17 protein-coding genes, 1 tRNA gene and 1 riboswitch are annotated in these 15,896 nt (G+C 43.9%); of the genes, 17 read left to right on the top strand and 1 reads right to left on the bottom strand.

From position 1 onward, the window contains the following. Positions 1 to 35 precede the first annotated feature (35 nt). From trxA to AC3AQ9_RS06570, 3 genes are all read left to right on the top strand, one after another. Positions 36 to 350 carry a thioredoxin gene (trxA, locus tag AC3AQ9_RS06580; RefSeq protein ID WP_488306624.1) on the top strand — a complete coding sequence of 105 codons (315 nt, stop codon included), beginning with the start codon at positions 36 to 38 and terminating at the stop codon, positions 348 to 350. 50 nt (positions 351 to 400) lie between these two features. After that, positions 401 to 2,197, top strand: coding sequence for an excinuclease ABC subunit UvrC (gene uvrC, locus AC3AQ9_RS06575; protein ID WP_488306623.1), 1,797 nt, complete (start codon positions 401 to 403; stop codon positions 2,195 to 2,197). A gap of 37 nt (positions 2,198 to 2,234) precedes the next feature. Further along, positions 2,235 to 2,410: riboswitch (Lysine riboswitch) on the top strand. A 133-nt stretch (positions 2,411 to 2,543) separates the two neighbouring features. Beyond that, positions 2,544 to 3,758, top strand: a complete 1,215-nt coding sequence (locus tag AC3AQ9_RS06570; RefSeq protein WP_488306622.1) for an aspartate kinase — start codon at positions 2,544 to 2,546, stop codon at positions 3,756 to 3,758. Between the two features lie 243 nt (positions 3,759 to 4,001). Here the strand turns inward: AC3AQ9_RS06570 and AC3AQ9_RS06565 are convergent, their stop codons facing one another. Continuing rightward, a complete protein-coding gene (locus AC3AQ9_RS06565; protein ID WP_488306621.1) occupies positions 4,002 to 4,403 on the bottom strand; it encodes a YslB family protein in 402 nt (133 codons plus the stop codon). Between the two features lie 203 nt (positions 4,404 to 4,606). On the opposite strand from AC3AQ9_RS06565, the gene AC3AQ9_RS06560 reads away from it, so the two are divergent. The 14 genes from AC3AQ9_RS06560 (at position 4,607) to tig (ending at position 15,826) form a co-directional block, all read left to right on the top strand. Next, a complete protein-coding gene (locus AC3AQ9_RS06560; protein WP_488306840.1) occupies positions 4,607 to 5,221 on the top strand; it encodes a succinate dehydrogenase cytochrome b558 subunit in 615 nt (204 codons plus the stop codon). Between the two features lie 45 nt (positions 5,222 to 5,266). After that, positions 5,267 to 7,015: a succinate dehydrogenase flavoprotein subunit gene (sdhA, locus tag AC3AQ9_RS06555; protein ID WP_488306620.1), complete on the top strand. Its 1,749-nt coding sequence runs from the start codon at positions 5,267 to 5,269 to the stop codon at positions 7,013 to 7,015. 18 nt (positions 7,016 to 7,033) lie between these two features. Further along, positions 7,034 to 7,804, top strand: coding sequence for a succinate dehydrogenase iron-sulfur subunit (sdhB, locus tag AC3AQ9_RS06550; RefSeq protein ID WP_437149748.1), 771 nt, complete (start codon positions 7,034 to 7,036; stop codon positions 7,802 to 7,804). 285 nt (positions 7,805 to 8,089) lie between these two features. After that, positions 8,090 to 8,557: an acyl-CoA thioesterase gene (locus AC3AQ9_RS06545; protein WP_488306619.1), complete on the top strand. Its 468-nt coding sequence runs from the start codon at positions 8,090 to 8,092 to the stop codon at positions 8,555 to 8,557. Positions 8,558 to 8,631: 74 nt separating this feature from the next. After that, positions 8,632 to 9,084 carry a MarR family winged helix-turn-helix transcriptional regulator gene (locus tag AC3AQ9_RS06540; protein ID WP_488306618.1) on the top strand — a complete coding sequence of 151 codons (453 nt, stop codon included), beginning with the start codon at positions 8,632 to 8,634 and terminating at the stop codon, positions 9,082 to 9,084. A 16-nt stretch (positions 9,085 to 9,100) separates the two neighbouring features. Further along, entirely contained in the window at positions 9,101 to 9,904 is an 804-nt protein-coding gene (gene racE, locus AC3AQ9_RS06535) for a glutamate racemase (RefSeq protein ID WP_488306617.1), read from the top strand. Positions 9,905 to 9,983: 79 nt separating this feature from the next. Beyond that, a complete protein-coding gene (gene rph / locus AC3AQ9_RS06530) occupies positions 9,984 to 10,733 on the top strand; it encodes a ribonuclease PH (RefSeq protein ID WP_488306616.1) in 750 nt (249 codons plus the stop codon). After that, positions 10,730 to 11,335, top strand: coding sequence for an XTP/dITP diphosphatase (locus AC3AQ9_RS06525; protein WP_488306615.1), 606 nt, complete (start codon positions 10,730 to 10,732; stop codon positions 11,333 to 11,335). Before rph ends, AC3AQ9_RS06525 begins: the two co-directional genes overlap by 4 nt. 87 nt (positions 11,336 to 11,422) lie before the next feature. After that, positions 11,423 to 11,496, top strand: a tRNA-Arg gene (locus tag AC3AQ9_RS06520). A 175-nt stretch (positions 11,497 to 11,671) separates the two neighbouring features. Next, positions 11,672 to 11,977, top strand: coding sequence for a TIGR04104 family putative zinc finger protein (locus AC3AQ9_RS06515; RefSeq protein ID WP_488306614.1), 306 nt, complete (start codon positions 11,672 to 11,674; stop codon positions 11,975 to 11,977). 150 nt (positions 11,978 to 12,127) lie between these two features. Further along, positions 12,128 to 12,781, top strand: coding sequence for a TetR/AcrR family transcriptional regulator (locus tag AC3AQ9_RS06510; protein WP_488306613.1), 654 nt, complete (start codon positions 12,128 to 12,130; stop codon positions 12,779 to 12,781). Between the two features lie 4 nt (positions 12,782 to 12,785). After that, positions 12,786 to 13,178 (top strand): transcriptional regulator Spx, encoded by a 393-nt coding sequence (gene spx, locus AC3AQ9_RS06505; RefSeq protein ID WP_488306612.1) that lies wholly within the window; start codon positions 12,786 to 12,788, stop codon positions 13,176 to 13,178. Positions 13,179 to 13,424: 246 nt separating this feature from the next. Next, positions 13,425 to 14,405, top strand: coding sequence for a tetratricopeptide repeat protein (locus AC3AQ9_RS06500; RefSeq protein ID WP_488306611.1), 981 nt, complete (start codon positions 13,425 to 13,427; stop codon positions 14,403 to 14,405). A gap of 101 nt (positions 14,406 to 14,506) precedes the next feature. Beyond that, a complete protein-coding gene (gene tig, locus AC3AQ9_RS06495) occupies positions 14,507 to 15,826 on the top strand; it encodes a trigger factor (RefSeq protein ID WP_488306610.1) in 1,320 nt (439 codons plus the stop codon). Positions 15,827 to 15,896: the final 70 nt, after the last annotated feature.

Genomic DNA, 15,896 nt, shown 5'->3' with positions numbered 1-15,896 from the left:
CAGAGTTTGGTTATACTACTAAGGAGGAATTATTCATGGCAATTGTACACGGTACAGATCAGAACTTTTCACAAGAAATCTCAGAAGGTTTAGTATTGGTAGATTTTTGGGCTACTTGGTGCGGACCTTGTAAAATGATTGCTCCAGTTTTAGAAGAGTTGGATGCAGAAATGAACGATAAAGTGAAAATCGTTAAAGTGGATGTTGACGAAAACCAAGAAACAGCCGGCAAATATGGCATCATGTCAATTCCGACTCTTTTGTTGATGAAAGACGGAGAAACAGTTGACAAAGTGGTTGGTTTCAGACCAAAAGAAGCTTTAGCAGAATTGGTTAACCAACACGCATAATTCTAAACCGGGTCCAGCAATGGTGCCCGGTTTTTTAATAGGGTGAGACTATGGCAAACGAATTAATCCAACATAAATTAGCGATACTTCCAGACCAGCCTGGCTGTTATTTGATGAAAGACCGCCAAAATACGATTATCTATGTCGGCAAGGCGAAAGTGCTGAAAAACCGCGTGCGATCGTATTTCACGGGAAGCCATGACGCCAAAACACAGCGGCTGGTAGGAGAAATCGAGGATTTTGAATATATTGTGACCAGTTCGGAAAAAGAAGCATTGATTCTGGAACTGAACTTGATCAAAAAGCATGATCCGAAATACAATATCATGCTGAAGGACGACAAAACCTATCCTTATTTGAAAATCACAGGTGAGCGCCATCCGAAGCTCATCATCACACGGCAAGTGAAGCGGGACAAAGGCAAGTATTTCGGCCCTTATCCGAATGCCTATGCCGCCAGTGAAACAAAAAAACTGCTCGACCGCTTGTATCCATTGCGAAAATGCCATACAATGCCGGACCGTGCCTGTCTTTATTACCATATGGGGCAGTGTTTGGCGCCGTGCATCAAACCGGTGGAACAGGAAACCTACCAAGATATGATTGACGGCATCACAAAATTTTTGAACGGCGGATTCCGCGAAGTCAAAGAGCAATTGGTTGAAAAAATGTCGGAAGCTGCTGAGAACCTGGAATTTGAGCGAGCTAAAGAATATCGGGACCAGATTGTCCATATCGAAACGGTTATGGAAAAACAGAAAATGGCGATGAACGATTTTACCAACCGCGATGTTTTTGCCTATGCCATCGACAAAGGCTGGATGTGCGTACAGGTGTTTTTCGTGCGCCAAGGCAAGCTGATAGAGCGCGATGTCTCGCTGTTTCCGTTATATCGCGATCCGCAAGAAGAATTTATGACCTATCTCGGCCAATTTTACGAGCAGTCGCATCATATGAAACCCAATGAAATTCTTGTGCCGGAAGGGGCAGACGCGGATTTGATCCGGGAATGGCTCGATCTCCGTGTGCTGGTGCCTCAGCGCGGCAAGAAAAAGGATTTGGTGGAATTGGCGAAAAAAAACGCGGAAATTGCCATAAAAGAGAAATTCCAACTGCTTGAGCGCCAGGAAGAACGGACAGTAGGCGCCTGCATTGAATTGGGAGAGGCTATGAATATTGAGACACCGCTCCGGATTGAAGCATTTGATAACTCCCATATCCAAGGGGCAGATGCCGTTTCAGCAATGATCACGTTTATCGATGGCAAACCGTCGAAAAAAGATTACCGCAAATATAAAACCCGCAATGCCTCGAAACCGGATGATTACGCTGCGATGCGTGAAGTGATTCGGCGCCGCTACTCGCGTGTACTAAAAGATGGCCTTCCGCTTCCGGACTTGATCGTCATTGACGGAGGGAAAGGGCAGATGGAGTCGGCTCGAGAAATCTTGGAAGACGAACTTGGTTTATCGATACCGATTGCCGGCCTTGCAAAAGATGCCAAGCACCAAACATCGCAGCTTCTTTATGGCGATCCCGTTGAAGTAGTGCCGTTAAAACGGACGAGCGAAGCGTTTTACCTGCTGCAGCGCATCCAGGACGAAGTACACCGCTTTGTTATTACGTTCCACCGGCAATTGCGCGGGAAGAATTCCATTCAATCAGCACTCGATGACTTAGAAGGCGTAGGACCAAAGCGTAAGCAACAATTGTTAAAGCATTTTGGTTCTGTCAAAAAGATAAAAGAAGCGACAATCGAAGAACTGCGCCAGGCGGGCATGCCTGAGAACCTGGCCAAATCCATTCAGCAGCATTTTGCTCAGCAGGCATTGCCAAGCGAGCAATAACATGCTATCGTAAAAACATAATTAAATCACTTGGAAAAGTGATGATAGAGGCGCGAACGTCAATAGTATCTACTCAGAGATTTGCAGAATCTGTGAAGGGTAGAGAAAGGGGCGGTCGCCGAAGTGTGCGGGATTTTTGCAAACCCGTATGCTGGTCCGGCATTTAAGAAGTGCCGGGCTGTCAGAGTTAATCTCTGGAGGGCTATCTCACATGGACGTTTTTCGTATTCGTACATGATAAAAGAGGTAGCTTGCCGTAATTTCGGCGAGCTGCCTTTTTTTATTGCCAGGCACCCGGTGCCCGGCATGTTGAGAGCCACATCTTAAAAATGTGGGAGTGGATGAAATGAAGACGATCGTAATGAAATTTGGCGGAACATCTGTTGCAACACCGGAAAAAATTATTGCAGTGGCCAAACGGGCCATCCTTGAAAAAGAAAAAGGTTATCGTGTAGTTATTGTTGTCTCAGCCATGGGCAAAACGACAGATGCGCTGCTCCAACTGGCAGGGGAAATTTCTGCTGAACCGCCGAAAAGAGAAATGGATATGCTGTTGGCAACAGGTGAGCAAGTAACGATTTCTTTGCTTGCTATGGCATTCAAATCACTGGGGCATGAAGCATTGTCGTTCACTGGATGGCAAGCAGGCATTGAAACAGAATCCGTTCCGCGCAATGCCCGCATCGAAACCATCCATACAGAGCGCTTGGAAGGTGTGCTGAATAACGGCTACTTCTGTGTGGTTGCCGGATTTCAGGGAGTTGACCGGATTGGCAACATCACGACATTGGGCCGTGGCGGCTCCGACACGACTGCAGTCGCATTGGCAGCAGCACTAGGGGCCGATAAATGCGAGATTTATACCGACGTTGATGGTGTTTATACATCAGATCCACGATCTGTGACGGGTGCACGCAAACTCGAGCAAATTTCATATGATGAGATGCTCGAACTTGCCAACCTTGGTGCAGGTGTCCTGCATCCCCGTGCGGTCGAATTTGCGAAAAACAATAAAGTCCCGTTGTCGGTCAGAGCAAGCTATTCGGATGAACCGGGCACAATCATACAAGAGGTGATCACTGTGGAGAAAAATCTTATTGTCAGAGGCGTAGCATTTGAACCGAGAATTGCACGGGTGACCGTTTCCTATGAAAAACCATTCAATGGTTCATTGGCAAGCATTTTTACAAAACTGGCAGAAAACCATATCGATGTTGATATCATTGTACAAAGCATCACGGATGAATTTCCGCCGTCTGTGTCGTTTTCCATTAAACAAGACAGCTTGGAGGAAACGAAACGGGTGCTAAATGAATTTCAGCAAGATATCCGTTTCTCCAGCGCCAACTACGAAGTGGGCTTATCTAAAGTTTCGATTGTCGGATCCGGCATGGTTTCAAATCCCGGAGTTGCTGCACAAATGTTCGATATTCTCCGCTTGCACGAGATCCCAGTGAAAATGGTCAGCACTTCAGAAATAAAAATTTCGGTTGTAGTGCCGGAAGCGGCTATGGAAAAATCAGCGAACGCTTTGCACGATGCGTTCGGCTTATCGGAATAAAAATGCAAACGTATTCGAGTGTGCTAATCCACAAAATTTTCAAGTACAATTAAAAATCCATCACGCACCATGTGTATAAAAAGCCACAATAACCATCGGATGCCGACCATAAAAATATTCTATCCACGATGTATGTCAGATAAATGACAATTAATCAGATGTTTATAATGGGAAAATGAAATTATTATTGAACAATAAGAATAGGAAAACCCACTTCATAAAAATGAAGTGGGTTTTCAGCGGTTATGCTTTTTCACGGAGATCAGTTTTCAGCGTTATACGGATTACATTTCTTTTTAATTGAACTTCTTCATAAGCTTCAGTTAAAAAACCGTCGATTATTTGTTTTTGCTGTGCCAGAAATCCAGCTTCTAATTTAAAGCAGCGCTGTTCGAATTTAGAAGGAGACAATACGTACACTAACTCACTCTTGCTCGCTTTTTCGAGTGTTAACGAGCCGAAATTAGCCTGTTGGAAAAAATCCGGCACTTCTTCCAGCGAATAAAGCGGAAATTTCCGAGCCAGTGATTTTCCCGCCCAATAAAGAATATCTTCTTCGTGCTTTCCTAAAATTTCTGGCAATACATGATCACGTATAATTTCATAGCCAAAGTTCTGATGGATCTCGGGTTCTTTCAAAGTCATGCTAATCCTACTTTCAATATAATAAATTGCTATTAAGAATCGTACGGAAATACCTTTAGTTACCTTGACGCTCCCATTTTCGGAGAGTACAATAAATATGTCATATTATTGTATCATGATGCAAGTGGCAGTCAATGGAAGCTTTCGTGCATTAGTTCGAATGTCTTTTTTTTTGCTGCGCAACAATGTTTGAGGGAGGTAAAATTTTGGAAAATCGAGAATTTTTAATGCGCAGGTTACATTCCCTACTCGGTATCATTCCGATCGGTCTGTTCTTGACGCAGCACTTAATCGTCAACCATTTTGCAACACAAGGTGAATCGGCATTTAATGCTGCATCTCACTTCATGGCGAATCTTCCATTCGTTATCTTCTTGGAGATCTTCGTTATTTATATACCGTTGTTGTATCATGCATTCTACGGTTTATACATAGCGTTTACTTCAAGGCATAATGTGGGCAAATACAGTTATTTGCGCAACATGCTATTCACGGCACAACGCTATACTGGGATTTTCTTAGTAGTCTTCATCGCATGGCATGTGTTCGAAACCCGTTTCCAAGTAGCAATTGGCAATGCAGCAGACGCTGATTTCAACATGATGGCTAATATCTTAGATAACCCATTAATGTTAGCGTTTTATATTGTCGGTGTTTTGGCAGCGACTTTCCACTTGGCAAACGGCCTATGGTCTTTCTTTGTAACTTGGGGAATTACTCAATCGGAGAAAGCCCAGAGAGGCGCAACTTATTTCACACTTGTAGTGTTTGTTGTGCTTTCAATCATTGGTATCAGAGCTTTGTTAGCGTTCGTCTAAGAACGTTTGGATTATTGGTGAACTAAAAGAGGAGTGAATACCGAAATGGCGAAAGGCAAACTTACTATTGTCGGGGGCGGCCTTGCTGGATTGATGGCAGCTGTTAAAGCAGCCGAAGCAGGCTCACCCGTTGATTTATTTTCTATCGTCCCAGTAAAAAGATCCCACTCGGTTTGTGCTCAAGGCGGGATAAACGGGGCTGTAAATACAAAAGGTGAAGGAGATTCACCGGATATTCACTTTGATGACACTGTTTACGGTGGAGATTTCCTGGCGAACCAACGCCCGGTTAAAGCGATGGCGGACGCAGCACCAGCGATCATCCGCTTGTTCGACCGCATGGGTGTTATGTTTAACCGGACTCCGGAAGGATTGCTTGATTTCCGTCGCTTCGGCGGAACGATGCACCACAGAACGGCTTTTGCCGGTGCCACAACTGGCCAGCAATTGCTTTATGCACTAGATGAGCAAGTTCGCCGCCACGAAGTGAGCGGTCTTGTAACGAAATACGAAGGCTGGGAATTCCTAGGACTTGTTCTGGATGACCAAGGCGTCAGCCGAGGCATCACTGCACAGAACATGACAACTATGGAAATCAGAGCTTTCCGGGCTGATGCGGTCATTATGGCGACTGGCGGACCGGGAATTATCTTCGGTAAATCGACGAACTCCGTAATCAACACAGGATCTGCAGCTTCGATCGTTTATCAGCAAGGCGCATATTATGCGAACGGCGAATTTATTCAAATCCACCCGACAGCGATTCCGGGAGACGATAAACTTCGTCTAATGTCTGAATCTGCACGTGGGGAAGGCGGCCGTATCTGGACTTATAAAGACGGCAAGCCTTGGTACTTCCTGGAAGAGAAATACCCAGCGTATGGTAACTTGGTGCCTCGGGATATCGCGACTCGCGAAATCTTCGACGTCTGTGTTAACCAAAAGCTAGGGATTAACGGCGAAAACATGGTCTATTTGGATCTTTCACATAAAGATCCAAAAGAACTGGATATAAAATTGGGCGGTATCATCGAGATCTACGAGAAATTCACAGGTGATGACCCACGCAAAGTACCGATGAAAATCTTCCCGGCTGTCCATTACTCAATGGGCGGACTATGGGTTGACGATCATCAGTTCACAAGCATCCCAGGCGTACTTGCTGCCGGTGAATGTGATTATTCACAGCATGGCGCGAACCGCTTAGGGGCAAACTCACTGCTATCTGCTGTTTACGGCGGGATGGTTGCGGGTCCAAATGCGATTGAATATATTCAAGGATTGGATGTTCTTGCAGAAGACCTTCCATCAGATATCTTTGACCGGGCGGTTGCTGAAGAGCAGCGCAAATGGGAAGAAATTCTGGCCTTGGATGGTACAGAAAATGCATATATTCTTCATAAAGAGCTTGGCGAATGGATGACAGATAACGTAACAGTGGTTCGCTACAACGATAAACTGAAAGCAACGGATGAAAAAATCCAGGAGCTGCTTGAACGTTTCAATAACATCAACATTACGGATACACAGCTTTGGAGCAACCAAGGCGCAATGTTTACACGTCAGTTGAAAAATATGCTACATTTAGCACGAGTGATCACCATTGGGGCTTTGCTTCGCAACGAAAGCCGTGGAGCGCATTACAAACCTGAATTCCCAGAGCGTAATGATGAGGAATTCTTGAAAACAACAATGGCGAAATTCAACGGATACGATGAGCCGATCTTCCATTACGAAGAGGTTGATACGTCCTTGATCGTGCCGCGTAAACGCGATTACTCAGCGAAACATTAAGAAGGGAGCTAATTTACCATGGGTGAAGCAGCAAAAACGGTTATATTTGAAATCGAACGCAGAAACTCTACGAACGAAGAGTCGTATTGGGAAAAGTTCGAATTGCCATATCGCATGAACATGAATGTCATTTCGGCATTGATGGAGATCCGTCGTAACCCAGTGAACATGGAAGGGAAAAAAACCTCTCCAGTAACATGGGACATGAACTGCCTCGAAGAAGTTTGTGGCGCTTGTTCAATGGTTATCAACGGCAAAGCTCGCCAGTCTTGTACGGCGCTCGTTGACCAATTGGAACAGCCGATCCGCCTTCAGCCGATGAAAACATTCCCTGTAGTCCGCGACTTGATCGTTGACCGCAGCCGTATGTTTGATTCATTGAAAAAAGTTAAAGCATGGATTCCGATTGACGGAACCCATGATCTTGGTGAAGGTCCTCGTATGCCAGAACGCAAACGCCAATGGGCTTACGAATTATCAAAATGTATGACTTGCGGTGTGTGCTTAGAAGCATGCCCGAACGTCAACGACAAATCCGATTTCATCGGACCAGCTCCACTTTCCCAAGTGCGCCTTATGAACGCGCACCCAACAGGTGCCATGAACAAAGACGCCCGCTTGAACGCCATCATGGGCGAAGGTGGATTGGCTAGCTGTGGTAACTCTCAAAACTGTGTGGAATCTTGTCCAAAAGGAATTCCTTTGACAACTTCAATCGCAGCTTTGAACCGCGACACAACAGTTCAAATGTTCCGTAACTTCTTCGGAAGCGACAGAATGGTAGACTAGTAACGAAAAGCGGAAGTGTCCGTAAAGCCCCGACAAGCGCTGGAGGGCTTGCAGTGAATGGCGTCCTTTGTCATTCGCAGCAAGACCGAAGCGACTCGAGGGGCTGGACGCAGCAGCTAGACAGTACCGAAAAGCGGAAGCGCCGATTAAAGGCACTTCAATTGGATCACTATTTAAAACCCTGCTTCGGCAGGGTTTTTTATTTGTTTTTGTGCAAGGGCTGCAATCAAGGAGTAGAATAGTTTGTTATACTGATAAAGCAAATATCTATTTGGAGGGTTTATGATGAAAGCCAACTACATCAAGGATTTTGAAGCATGGAAAAAAGGTTTTAACTTTTCTGCGCCGGTTCAAGTTCGTTTTTCGGAAACTGACATGTTCGGACACGTCAATAACACAGTGCCGATCATTTATTTTGAATACGCCCGCATTGAATACATGAAAGAAATCGGTTTAATGCAAAGATGGCTGGAAGGCGGCAGCGAATTTTTTCCGGTAGTTGCGGATATCCAAGTCGATTATACACAGCAAGTTTATTTCGATGAGAAATTGGCTGTCCATGTAAAAGTTGACTCGATTGGCAATTCTTCAATGGACGTCCACTACTGGGTGACCAACGAAAAAGGGGAGACTTGCTTTACGGGCCGAGGTGTCATGGTGCAGCTTTCCAAAAAAACCGGCAAAGGCCATCCTTGGACAGCGCAGGAAAAGCAAATGTTCACAAATGGCGAGTTAATTTCTACAAAAAATTAAGTGAGTTCTTGCCATATTAATAAAAAACCGTCACTATAGAAGAGTAGATTTGTAGCCAAGGAGTGGTGATTTCAATGAATGATAACAACCAAAATAATCTCCATGATGCGGAACGCATAGCGTTTCTGGAAAAGGAACTTCGGTATATTTCCGGTATTATTAAACAAAAAGGCCGGGAAATCTTAAATGCTTATACAATTACACCACCTCAGTTCATAGCCTTGCAATGGCTTTTTGAACATGGGGATATGACGATTGGTGATCTTTCCAATAAAATGTATTTAGCTTTTAGCACAACGACCGATCTGGTTGACCGGATGGAAAAAAATGAATTGGTTGTACGAATCCGTGAAGAACAGGACCGCCGCGTGGTCCGCATCAAGTTATTAAAAGAAGGCGAACGCATAATTGAAGAAGTAATCAAAAAGCGACAGGATTATTTGGAAACTGTTCTCGCCGATTTCAACGAAGATGAAGTTCAGCAATTATCATTCTTGCTTGAAAAACTTCACAACAACATGAAATAGAATTGAGGCGATGAATGTGAATGCGCCAATTGGGGTAATCGATTCAGGGGTAGGCGGATTGACTGTTGCAAAAGAAATCATGAAGCTATTGCCTAATGAACAGATTTTTTACATAGGAGATAATGCCAGATGTCCGTATGGTCCGAGATCTCTTCAGGAAGTCAAAAAATACACATGGCAGATGGCACAAGCCTTGATGAAAAAAAAAATAAAGATGCTGGTCATCGCCTGCAACACCGCAACTGCTGCAGCTTTGGATTCTCTTCAAAAAAAACTGCCGATTCCGGTGATCGGAGTCATTTTTCCAGGAGCCCGAGCTGCGGTTAAAACGTCCTCATCCAAGGATATAGCGGTACTTGGAACGCTTGGGACTGTGCAAAGCGGCGCTTATGAGAAAGCGATCAAATCGCTGGTATCATCTGCCCATGTTGTTCAGCTTGCTTGTCCACGGTTTGTTCCATTAGTGGAAAGTGATGAGTACGAAGGTGAGTTTGCGCGTAAAATGGTACAGGAGACACTGTCTCAGCTGGAAGGTGAAACGTTCGATACCGCTATCTTAGGCTGCACCCATTATCCGCTGCTGCAAGGGTTTATCGAAGAAGTGCTGGGCGACGGGGTCCATGTACTTTCTTCTGCTAAAGAAACAGCGAAAGATGTGGAACGGCATCTGCGGTTCAAGCAGCAATTTGCTGCCCGCACAAAGCCGCCGGTGCACCATTTTTATACATCGGGATCTCTTCCGATCTTTAAAACGATTATTGAGAAATGGCTGGTGATCGAAGAACCTGTAATCCATGCCATCCGATTTCCAAAAACCTGACAGCGACGCCGTCAGGTTTTTGGCTGTGGGAGAGCAAATATGATACGCTAGATGAGCAGATACAAGGAGGAACTATACAATGACACGAATAGATGAAAGAAAAGCGGACGAACTGCGTCCGGTGCAAATGGAAGTCGAATACCTGATTCATCCGGAAGGCTCGGTATTGATTACAGTGGGACAGACCAAGGTAATTTGCACAGCGACAATTGAAGATAAGGTGCCTCCATTTTTAAGAGGGCAGGGCAAGGGATGGGTGACAGCCGAATATTCCATGCTGCCTAGAGCGACAAACAGCCGTAACCGGCGCGAGTCTTCACAAGGCAAAGTCGGAGGCCGGACGATGGAAATCCAGCGCCTGATCGGCCGGGCGTTGCGCGCGGTTGTTGACTTGGAGAAGCTTGGAGAACGGACATTATGGATCGATTGCGACGTCATCCAGGCCGATGGCGGCACTCGGACAGCTTCGATTACCGGAGCATTTGTCGCAATGGTCATGGCTATCGGAAAATTGGAATTAACAGCATTCCCGGTAACGGATTTTCTGGCAGCGACCAGTGTGGGGATAGACGCTGAAAATGGAGCGATCCTGGACTTGAACTACGTGGAAGATTCTTCTGCAGAAGTGGATATGAACCTCGTAATGACAGGGGCTGGCCATTTTGTAGAATTGCAGGGAACGGGCGAAGAAGCGACATTCAGCCGCGCTCAGCTCAATGAAATGATGGATCTTGGAGAAGCGGGGATCCGACAGTTGATCGCGTTACAAAAAGAAGCACTTGGCGAATTGGCCAATCGTGTTGGTGAAGAGGTGAATTCAAATTTATGAAAAAAGTGATTATTGCCACGCAGAATTTAGGGAAAGCAAGAGATTTTGAAGCTTTATTGCGCCCGCTCGGCTATGATGTGTTGACGTTGCATGACGTCGCACAGGACATGGACGTTGAAGAAACAGGCACAACCTTTGAAGAAAACGCCATATTAAAGGCTGAAGCTGTCGCAGAGGCGCTGCAGATGCCAGTTATCGCCGACGACTCCGGACTTGAAATTGACGCCTTAAACGGCGAACCAGGCGTGTATTCTGCACGCTATGCAGGTGGAGAAAAGAGCGACGATGCCAATATCGATAAAGTGCTTGAGAAAATGGCCGGCGTGCCTGAAAGCAAACGCACAGCGCGTTTCCGCTGTGTTTTGGCAGTGGCTGCACCGAATCAAAAAACCGAAACTTTCTCGGGTTCATGTGAAGGGGAAATTTTGACCGAGCGCCGCGGAGAAAACGGCTTCGGGTATGATCCGATTTTCTGGGTGCCGAGTGAAGGGCGTGCCATGGCAGAACTTAAGCCGGAAGAAAAAGCGGCTATTTCTCACCGAGGCAATGCGCTTCACCAATTAAATCAATCAATGCCAAAATGGTTATTATCGGACCAATAATATTAATTCAATTATTTTTTTAAAATAGCATTGACTTTTCTTCAAATCATTTCTATAATTAAAATTGTCTTTCAGTTAAGAAAGCATGTCCCAGTAGCTCAGCTGGATAGAGCAACGCCCTTCTAAGGCGTCGGTCGGGAGTTCGAATCTCTCCTGGGACGTTATAGGAATGTACATAAAAAAAGCCTTGAAGCAAAAGCTTCAAGGCTTTTTTATTTTTGTTTGAAAAATACCCGATAACATTGGAGGAAGCGTTTGGAAAAGATTTTATGAGACCAATTCAACAAACTGCGAAACCAAAAGCTCTGCTAAACGTATAGTAATTTACAGGAGTTGATGAAAATGCCGGAATGCACTAATTGCAAATCACAATGGAGCTGGAAGCAGACGATTAAAAAAATGTTCACTTTGAATACCAGGATGGAATGTCCGGTTTGCAGAAAAAAACAGTACATAGCACAAAAATCAAAAAAGCGACTCAGTCTTTTAAATATGGTGATCCTTTTGCCATTACTCTTGAATTTATTTGCCTCAATAAATCCGCTATTCATCATCATCCCCATTCTCATTTTATTTCTCATCAGTTTGGTCCTTATGCCTTTTCTTACAATACTTTCGGATAAAGAAGAGCCGATGTGGTAGAGCAGGTTCCCGGTTCAGGAAAAAAATTTAATACTTTTTTTATTTCTTGGCGAAAATGTGAAGCGATTTCATAAAAAATATCATAAAAAACATGAACTAGAGTTCATGTTTTAAAGACGAGCGTGTTATTCTTAACTGTGAGGTGAGAAGATGCAGCACGAAAACCTTGTCGGAGATTTTCCGACGTTCCCTAAACAACTGCGTTCCAAGCAAAAAAGAGAAGCGCTGATTGAAAGTGCAAAATTGTTATTCATCGAAAAAGGTTATGAACAGACAACTGCAAAAGAAATTGCTGCCCATGCAAAAGTGGCAACGGGAACGTTTTACCGGTATTTTTCCGATAAACGCCAATTGCTTATGACATTGATTGACGATCAAATAGATTCCATGATTCCTCTTGATTTGGAGTGGAAAAGCGGCGATCCAGAAAAGCTTTTGGCCGGCCGTTTGGAAATGCATTACCATAAGATCAATGAGAAAAATCTGCAGAAATTGGTACCGGAACTTATGCTGAAAGATGCAGAGCTTGCCGAAGTGGTCAATAACGCCAAAATGCGCATGCAGGAAAAAGTGCTGAGCCATCTCAAAAAGCTTCATAAAAGAGGATTAATGTGGCCGGATATCGAAATAGAGACCTTGATTTGGTGTTTGCACTCCTTACTTGAAAAACTTCAAGCCCGCAAAAATGAAGGGGCTAGTGTTGATTATAATGAATTTTCAAAAGTGTTTTGCCGAATGCTGTTTCCGCCAGATATTATCCGCCAAATGCGCACTGGAAAAATCAATGTATGGAAAGGACCGTGAAGAGATGAAAGCCAAATTATTTACCGCCACAAGCAACACGTCTTGCCGAAAAGCGATAGCCTGGCTCAACGAATATAATATTCCCTATGTCGAAAAAAACATTTCTACGACACCGATTACGATAGAGGAAATTCAGGAAATCCTGTCTTTGACGAATGAAGGAACTGAAGAAATCATTTCGAAAAAGGCTTATGCCATAAAAAAACTGAAACTTGATTTTGATACTTTATCAATGCCCCAGTTATATCAAGTCATCCAAGATAACCCCGGTGTGCTGCGTCTGCCAATTCTTCATGATGGAAAAAAACTGCAAGTTGGTTACAATGATGACGAAATTCGCCAATTTCTTCCCCGATGGTTCCGTACAAATCAATTCCAAAGTTTATTGAGCATGTAATAGATGGTTTACGGGTTTAATAATAAAGAACCGTAAACATAACTTCTGGGTTTTCTCGCATCTTTTATCAAGCCATGATCCAGATTTGCTTTGGATCATGGCTTGATTGTGGAAAAAGCAGTTGTTCTTGTAAAAAGTTTTTTTCATCCTTAACGCTCACTATTGAATATTTCTAAAAAATCTGTCATTTTATTTTCGCGCAAAATGCCGTTATGTTATTATAGATAGTACAAATGGGGTGTTTAAATGCGGAAAAAATATAGAGAGTTAAAGCGGAGAGGCAATGTAATTGTGTTCCCTAACACGATCAACCGGCTGTTGACTGAAGGTATGAATTTGCTGAAAGATGAACAATATGAAGAAGCGCGTGATAAGTTGTACCAAGTGCTGTCTTATGAACCGGAGCATGCCGGCGCCCTTGGTGCGTATGCATATTGCTTATTTGAGCTGGAAGAGTATGAAGAAGCACTGGATGTCTGCCGGGAATTACTGAAAGTCGGCCCAGTCCATTATTTGGAGACAATGGAATTATACATAAGTATTTTAATGCAAGTCCGGGAATTTGAAGAAGCTGAACGGATGATCGAAATTTTAATAGAGGAAAAGATCCTTCCGGAAGAGCGCCTGGCTCAATTTCAGCAATTGCGTGACTTGAACGAACGCATTGTAGCGAATATCGCCAGCCCAAAGATAGATCCAACATTATATGCGGTTAAAAACTTTATCACTTTATCTCCGAATGAACAGGAAAGGCTGATCGTGGAATTGCCGCCTGCATCTTATGAAGTAATGAAAGGCAGTTTACTGGAAATAGTGGAGCACCCGGAAACCGACCTTTTAACGAAAACATACATATTATTTATGATCCACCAGGAAAAAGTGAAAGCCCGAGTGAAAGTGAGCAAATTTCATTACGAAGGTGAATTTTCCGTAACGAAACTGCCGGATCCGATCAACAACCCCCGTATTCATGCAATCAAGCGAATGATGGAGGACGTACTCGAGAAAGATCCGACCCGCTTGGAGATGGTACAAGAATTGTTCGAGCGGCATATTTATTTGTTTTACCCGTTTCAATGGGATGAGTTTGAAGAAGCCGAAGTCGCGGACGCTTATATCAATTATTTAGAACAGTTATTTACCGGAGAAATGAATTATTCAGGCGATCCTACTTTGATGAGCTTGATTTTTTATGCCGAGCAATGGTTTGAATTGCGCAATGGATAGAAATAGTTGAACATAGCGTCAACTATGCTATAATATTGAGGTTGTCAAAATTCGTATAAAACGTAATATGACTTTGTAGAAAATGTTTGGAGGGCTTATATATGTCAGCAAAATGGGAAAAGCAAGAAGGTAACACAGGAATTCTTACAGTTGAAGTACCTGTAGAAGAAGTGAACGCAGGATTGGACAAAGCTTTCAAGAAAGTTGTTAAAGAAATTAACGTACCAGGATTCCGCAAAGGTAAAATGCCGCGCCAGATGTTCGAACAACGTTTCGGTGTAGAATCACTTTACCAGGACGCTCTAGACTTCATCTTGCCGGATGCATATGCAAACGCTGTTGAAGAAGCTGGACTTAACCCGGTTGACCGCCCGGAAATCGACATCGAAACAATGGAAAAAAACAAGCCGCTTGTATTTACTGCTAAAGTAACAGTTAAACCTGAAGTTCAACTTGGCGAATACAAAGGACTTGAAGTTTCTAAGCCGGATACAGATGTAACGGACGAAGAAGTTGAAAACCAATTGAAAGAAAACCAAGAGCGTTTTGCTGAGCTTGCTGTTAAAGAAGACGAAGCAATCGTAGAAGGCGATACAGCAGTTATCGACTTTGAAGGGTTCGTTGATGGAGAAGCGTTTGAAGGCGGAAAAGGAGAAAATTATTCTCTTGAAATCGGTTCAAACTCATTCATCCCAGGATTTGAAGCGCAATTGGTAGGCGTGAAATCTGGAGAAGAAAAAGACGTAGAAGTCACTTTCCCAGAAGAATACCACGCTGCTGAACTTGCAGGCAAAGCCGCAACATTCAAAGTGAAAGTTAACGAAGTAAAAGCAAAAGAGCTACCTGAACTTGATGACGAATTCGCTAAAGAAATCGATCCTGAAGTTGAAAGCCTTGATGCACTTCGCACGAAAATGAAAGAAACATTGGCCGAGCAGAAAAAAGCGAACGCTGATGCAGCACTTCGCGACGAACTAGTTCAAAAAGCTGCTGAAAACGCAACAATTGATCTTCCGCATGCAATGATCCACACTGAAATGGACCGCATGATGGCTGATTTCGAGCAACGTTTGACTCAACAAGGTATGAACCTTGACCTTTACTACCAGTTCTCAGGCCAAGACGAGCAAGCTTTGCGCGCTCAAATGCACGACGATGCAGAAACACGCGTACGTGTATCATTGGTACTTGAAGCAATCGCTAATGCTGAAAACATGGAAGTTTCTTCAGAAGACATCGACAAAGAACTTGAAAAAATGTCTAGCCAATTCAACATGGACATCGAACAAATCAAGACTGCTTTGGGTGGAACTGAAATGCTTGAAAATGATATCCGCATGCAAAACACAGTTGAATTCTTAGTGGAAAACGCTAAATTCACTGAAAACACTTCAGCAGCTGCAGACGCTGACGCTGAATAAACGCACCACATAAGCATCAAGATTAAACAAGGCACGGCAACGTGCCTTGTTTTACTCTACATAGAAATAA

Source organism: Planococcus sp. VCh962, assembly GCF_057748275.1.
The sequence above is the reverse complement of the archived record's forward strand: the minus strand, read 5'-3'. Positions and strand labels throughout refer to the sequence as shown.

Excerpts from the sequence above, each read along its gene's own strand:
- trxA (WP_488306624.1), top strand. The coding sequence starts at position 36 with ATGGCAATTGTACACGGTACAGATCAGAACTTTTCACAAGAAATCTCA.
- uvrC (WP_488306623.1), top strand. The coding sequence starts at position 401 with ATGGCAAACGAATTAATCCAACATAAATTAGCGATACTTCCAGACCAG.
- AC3AQ9_RS06570 (WP_488306622.1), top strand. The coding sequence starts at position 2,544 with ATGAAGACGATCGTAATGAAATTTGGCGGAACATCTGTTGCAACACCG.
- AC3AQ9_RS06565 (WP_488306621.1), bottom strand. The coding sequence starts at position 4,403 with ATGACTTTGAAAGAACCCGAGATCCATCAGAACTTTGGCTATGAAATT.
- sdhA (WP_488306620.1), top strand. The coding sequence starts at position 5,267 with ATGGCGAAAGGCAAACTTACTATTGTCGGGGGCGGCCTTGCTGGATTG.
- sdhB (WP_437149748.1), top strand. The coding sequence starts at position 7,034 with ATGGGTGAAGCAGCAAAAACGGTTATATTTGAAATCGAACGCAGAAAC.
- AC3AQ9_RS06545 (WP_488306619.1), top strand. The coding sequence starts at position 8,090 with ATGAAAGCCAACTACATCAAGGATTTTGAAGCATGGAAAAAAGGTTTT.
- AC3AQ9_RS06540 (WP_488306618.1), top strand. The coding sequence starts at position 8,632 with ATGAATGATAACAACCAAAATAATCTCCATGATGCGGAACGCATAGCG.
- rph (WP_488306616.1), top strand. The coding sequence starts at position 9,984 with ATGACACGAATAGATGAAAGAAAAGCGGACGAACTGCGTCCGGTGCAA.
- AC3AQ9_RS06525 (WP_488306615.1), top strand. The coding sequence starts at position 10,730 with ATGAAAAAAGTGATTATTGCCACGCAGAATTTAGGGAAAGCAAGAGAT.
- AC3AQ9_RS06515 (WP_488306614.1), top strand. The coding sequence starts at position 11,672 with ATGAAAATGCCGGAATGCACTAATTGCAAATCACAATGGAGCTGGAAG.
- AC3AQ9_RS06510 (WP_488306613.1), top strand. The coding sequence starts at position 12,128 with ATGCAGCACGAAAACCTTGTCGGAGATTTTCCGACGTTCCCTAAACAA.
- spx (WP_488306612.1), top strand. The coding sequence starts at position 12,786 with ATGAAAGCCAAATTATTTACCGCCACAAGCAACACGTCTTGCCGAAAA.
- AC3AQ9_RS06500 (WP_488306611.1), top strand. The coding sequence starts at position 13,425 with ATGCGGAAAAAATATAGAGAGTTAAAGCGGAGAGGCAATGTAATTGTG.
- tig (WP_488306610.1), top strand. The coding sequence starts at position 14,507 with ATGTCAGCAAAATGGGAAAAGCAAGAAGGTAACACAGGAATTCTTACA.